At 37.1% G+C, this 5145-nt stretch carries 5 protein-coding genes; 2 read left to right on the top strand and 3 right to left on the bottom strand.

Features of this window, described 5'->3' with window-relative positions:
* The first annotated feature begins 240 nt into the window (after nucleotides 1-240).
* Together ACFE0M_RS18120 and rpiB are read left to right on the top strand one after the other, a co-directional pair.
* Nucleotides 241-1431 (top strand): GlmU family protein, encoded by a 1191-nt coding sequence (locus ACFE0M_RS18120; protein ID WP_434547205.1) that lies wholly within the window; start codon nucleotides 241-243, stop codon nucleotides 1429-1431.
* A 189-nt stretch (nucleotides 1432-1620) separates the two neighbouring features.
* Nucleotides 1621-2049: a ribose 5-phosphate isomerase B gene (rpiB, locus tag ACFE0M_RS18115; protein WP_434547204.1), complete on the top strand. Its 429-nt coding sequence runs from the start codon at nucleotides 1621-1623 to the stop codon at nucleotides 2047-2049.
* Between the two features lie 41 nt (nucleotides 2050-2090).
* Here rpiB and ACFE0M_RS18110 read toward each other — a convergent pair whose 3' ends face one another.
* The 3 genes from ACFE0M_RS18110 to ACFE0M_RS18100 form a co-directional block, all read right to left on the bottom strand.
* Entirely contained in the window at nucleotides 2091-2837 is a 747-nt protein-coding gene (locus ACFE0M_RS18110) for an outer membrane lipoprotein-sorting protein (protein ID WP_434547203.1), read from the bottom strand.
* Nucleotides 2834-4108, bottom strand: coding sequence for an ABC transporter permease (locus ACFE0M_RS18105; protein ID WP_434547202.1), 1275 nt, complete (start codon nucleotides 4106-4108; stop codon nucleotides 2834-2836). The genes ACFE0M_RS18110 and ACFE0M_RS18105 overlap by 4 nt, the downstream gene beginning before the upstream one ends.
* A partial coding sequence (locus ACFE0M_RS18100; protein ID WP_434547201.1) for an ABC transporter permease occupies nucleotides 4105-5145 on the bottom strand: 1041 nt, incomplete at its 5' end. The genes ACFE0M_RS18105 and ACFE0M_RS18100, both read right to left, overlap by 4 nt.

Here is a 5145-nt window from a genome sequence, read left to right as displayed (position 1 = left end):
GATAGTGCGCTCACCGTTAAAGTGGGCAGTGGGTTTTCCTATGCTAAATTTGCAGTTGAAAATAATGAAGAGGTTAGAGCCTTATTACAACAATTTGTGAATGAGTAAGAAAAAGGGATCATTTGTTTCTTAAGCCCTTTAAGTGGAAACTTCTAGGGCTTTTTTTGATTTTAAAAATATTAGAATTGAATTTCCCATTTTAATTGACTGATATTTCAATGAAGCTTGTAATTTTGCATTATGAACTATTTGCTCATAGAACAAGCCGATTTTAGAAATCAACTTAAACCATTCACTTTTACTCGACCAATTGCAGAAATTCGAGTAGGGATTTTAACAATAAGAGAGAAATGGGAAAAGCATTTAGATGCTTCATTATCTCATATATCAACACCCGCTTTAAGCGAGAAATATCCAACAAAAACTGAAGCTCAAAATATTCTCATCAATAGCTCTGTTTGTCCTAATCCTGAATTAGTAAGGGCTATTCAGCTTGGAGCGACATTGAAAAAAGATGGTATTTTGATTTCAGCGGCTGTCACAGAAGAAGAAATTGGTTTTTTTGATCCCAAGCAAAAATTGGAAGAAGCAGCTGAATATGATGGTGAAATTACCATGATTACGCAAAGCTGGCACATCTTTCAAAAAAATGCCTCAGAGATCCGAAGCGATTTTGAATTGATTACTTCAGGAAGAAATACTCAGCATGTGAATGATCCACATACTTCCATTTATGTAGAGAAAAATATTTTTATAGAAGAAGGTGCTTCCATTAAAGCAGCTATTTTAAATGCGGAAAATGGTCCAATCTACATAGGAAAAAATGCTCAAATTCATGAAGGAGCCATTATAAAAGGTCCTTTTGCCATGCTAGACCATTCTCATGTAAATATGGGGGCTAAGATTAAGGGCGATTCTACTATTGGGCCTTTTTGTAAAGTAGGGGGAGAAGTGAGCAATTCGGTTTTCTTCGGCTATTCCAGCAAAGGACATGATGGCTTTATCGGAAACTCAGTGGTAGGCGAATGGTGTAATCTAGGTGCGGACACCAACACTTCCAATTTGAAAAATAATTATGCTAATGTAAAGCTTTGGGATTATGCCAAAGGCGGATTTAAAGATACTGGTTTACAATTCTGCGGTTTGATGATGGGCGACCATTCCAAATGTGGAATCAATACGATGTTTAATACCGGAACGGTTGTAGGCGTTAGTGCTAATATTTTTGGAAGTGGTTTTCCAAGAAATTTTATTCCTTCTTTTGCTTGGGGAGGAGCAGCTGGATTCTCTACTTTTCAATTGAAAAAAGCCTTTGATGTAGCGGATAAAGTAATGCAAAGAAGAGATAAAACATTGGACGAAGTGGAACAAAAAATCTTGACTGAGCATTTTGAGGAAAGCAAGGTGGATAGGATTTGGGAGAAAAATTAAAGAGTGATTAGAGATGAGACCTGTCTGGTTTCTAAAACCTGACAGGTTTTTTGAAAATTATTATGGTTGGTGTGCCACCAACCATGGTAGGTACCCCAGTTCGGTGTGCCACCGACCGGAATCTGAATTAGCTAAATAAATTAACCTGACAGGTCTTTTTTAAAACATTTAATAATAAAAACACAAAAGATGAAATTAGCAATAGGTGGCGATCATGCCGGATTTGAATACAAAAAACAATTGGTTGAATTCCTTACGAAAGAAGGGCATGAAGTAAAAGATTTTGGTCCAGATACGGATGCCTCTGTTGATTATCCTGATCATGTGCATCCTTTATCAGAAGCTGTTGAAAAAGGTGAGTACGAATTAGGAATTTTAATTTGCGGAAGCGCCAATGGAGTTGCTATGACGGCTAATAAGCATCAAGGAATCCGAGCAGGAATTGCATGGGAAGATGAATTAGCGGCTCTAACTCGTCAGCACAATAATGCCAATATCTTATGTATCCCTGCACGTTTTATCGACTATGATAAAACGCAATCTATTATCAAAACCTTTTTAACTACAGAATTTGAGGGTGGCAGACATGAAAGAAGAGTTGACAAGATTGGTTGTTAAATGGAAAAGAGCCTAATTTTCAAAAAAAAGGCTCTTTTTTATCACCTCTTCAAAGAAGCCTTATTAAAAATATATTCTGGAATTTCAGGTTTGAATTGAATATCTAGCACTATAAAATCAGTTCCTTCACCTTCCTTTAATACATCCTTATAATTCACATTTTTAGGATACCACCTGCCATCAATTTTCTCTACATTTTTCATAGTGATTTGCTTCAAAAGTTGTCCACTTTTAGCATAAAGCTCTTCTTTTAAAGGAACAAATCTTTCCTGATCAACCCAGGTTTTGCGCTTTTGATAACTGGCATCTTCCACAGTAGCGTTAAGCTCGAGAACCCAGCATTTCCTGCTATCAATAACTTCTTCTCCTGTAATTTGGGCATCATAAATATCGGTAAGCTTTCTGTCTTCCATTAAATCTTCATAAGAAAGGTCAGAGCCCATAACCGATTGCCTCAGCATGTGTCCTGAGAGCTGAATTGTTCTGTCAGTAGAAGGATTATAAATCCATAGCTTATCTTCCAACTTTAGCATTTTGGTGCCTTTTTCACGATCTGGGGCTAGGTATTCTGTGAAAGCTTTTTCATTTCCCTCGGCATAGCCTTTAGATACCACTTCTCTGGTGTTCCTCCTGCCATGAATCACCATTTTGGATTCCGTTATAGTGGAATTGGAACTCATGTTTTCATCTACTTTCTGAAGAATTTCCTCAGCTGTGAATTGGCTTTGACCCATTAAGTTTGATGGGATTAGTAATACCAATAGCCATATTTTCATGTAATTTCTCATACTTCTAATTCTTTAAATAAATGTGCAGTTTGTCTTTTGTAAATACCCAACCCTGAGAGCATATTACCCAAAACCATAGCAAATACACCAGGTATAAATCCAATATAAAACTGACTTGGAATCATTTTCGCTCTTAAAGTAGAAGGAATCATCATGCTTGATTGCGGCATTAGATCACTGATATCAACCCCTATTTCTTGCATATAATAGGTAGCTAATAATCCCAGTATTGTTCCGATAATTGATCCCATACCTCCGATTAAAATCGCTTCAATAATTGATTTTCTGTAAATACTGCCTTTTGATTCTCCTAAAGCGAGCCTGATCCCGTATTCTTTATAGCGTCTCAATCCGCCCAACAATCCAGTATTCCATAACACAACTGACATGGCAAAGATTAATACAATTACTATGATTTGTGACATATAATTACTGTACGCCAACATATCACCTAGATTATTTTGCTGTTCTAAGCTGAACATTTCAGGAGCAAATTCATCCTCTGAAGCAGCATGCTTTTGATTAAATTCATTGGTAATTTCAAAAGCTTTTTCGCTTTCATATTGCCCACTTTCAAAATATCCTAGAATTTCAGTAGCGCCATTATCCATATCCAATAAAGTCTGCGCATCGGAAATATCCATGACCACGGCTCCTCTATCAAAACCTGCCGTTCCAAAATGCACGGTGCCCGAAACAATGAAATTCTGAAATGCCATGCTTCCATACATAGTGGAGCCCACATAGGTTATTTCATCGCCTATCTCAATATCTAATTTTTCAGAAAAATCATGAGCTATTAAGACTTCTCCATTTTTACTGGGAATTTCTCCGCTAACTAAAGCTTGTTTAATATTCAATCTTTCTGCTTCTTGACTTTCCTTTGAAAAAAGCGAAACTGCCATAACGCTGGCAGGTCCCTGACCTTTTGTATTGCCTTGTTCATCGGCTAGATCCAAAAGCCCTCCAAATTTAATGCGCTTTACCCATTCCACCTTAGGGTAAGATTTTTCTAAACTTTCTTGAAGTTGATCCACATCCAACAAAGCCAAGTCAATTGGTAATTGTTCTTTATTATCTGCATAAGATCGACTCATGATTTTCACATGACCGGTTTCAAATCTTGCATTTTGATGTATGATATCCTGAAAAACGCCTGCTAAATAACCGCTTAAAAATACTGTTAAAGTAACGCCTAAAGCCACAATGATAACAGGCAGAAGGCTGCGGTTTTTATCTCGTAATATTCCTTTTAAAATAAACTGTATCATTGGACTTTTCCTTTTAAAGCATCAACAGGATCCATTTTTGCAATCTTTCTGGAAGGTAAAAAGCTCACGATGGTAGCTGAAATTACTACCAAAGCTAGGGTACCCACCAAAAGACCAATACTAAAAGCAGGGTAAATACGCTGTGCAATTGTTATCCCCATATCTTCTGGCGTTACATATTCGGGCATACCGATTCCATTAGTGGCAAAATACCAGAAAATTGGTGTGCCAATTATGATTCCTACAACACTAGCCATTAAGCTGTACATACTACCTTCGATCGTGAATAATTTTACTACTTGCCAACGAGTCATGCCCAAAGCTATGTAAGTCCCAATTTCCTTTTGCCGCCTGAAAATGGACAACACTTGAGTATCAAAAATGGCCAAAAGCGCAATGCCCAATAATAGCAAATACAAAATGGAACTACTGGCGCTTTTCATTTCAATTATTTCCATAAGCTGGTTCAAAAGCTCTTCTTTTGAAATGAATTTCCAGCTTTCTATATTTTCATGTTGATAGTTTTCATTCGCAATAAAATAAGTAGCGTGCCCATTCAATTCTGTCATTTCCCAAAGCTTTTCAATCGGAACCCAGATTTGACCTAAATCAACGCTGGCAACATCCGTATCAAATATTTGAGTAATCGTGATTTCTGAAGCATCAAAAGTACCGTTCTTATCTCGCCACCGTAGTAAAACCTGATCTCCAACTTTAAGATTATTCGAATTAGCCATTCGCTGACCAATCAAAGCAGGAATTTCGGTATCTGTTCCTTGAAATGCTTCAGTCGGAATACTCAATGTTTTTTGATTAGAATCTATTCCCTTCATCAGAATACAAATCATTCTGCCTTCGGGATATAAAGAGGCTTGGCGAATTAAAATGGGTGACAGATTTTCGCTTTTTGATGATGCTAATTTGCCATGAGCATCCGTTAAAGTAAATGGATCTAAAGGGTCGTAATCTTGATGACGAAGTTGACCATTTCCATATTCCCATTTAATACTTTCCCTTTGTGCTTGCAGATTCCAGCC

The sequence above is a fragment of the Marivirga sp. genome, from assembly GCF_051117495.1.
GTDB lineage: Bacteria > Bacteroidota > Bacteroidia > Cytophagales > Cyclobacteriaceae > Marivirga.
This window is presented reverse-complemented; position numbering and strand designations above follow the sequence as displayed.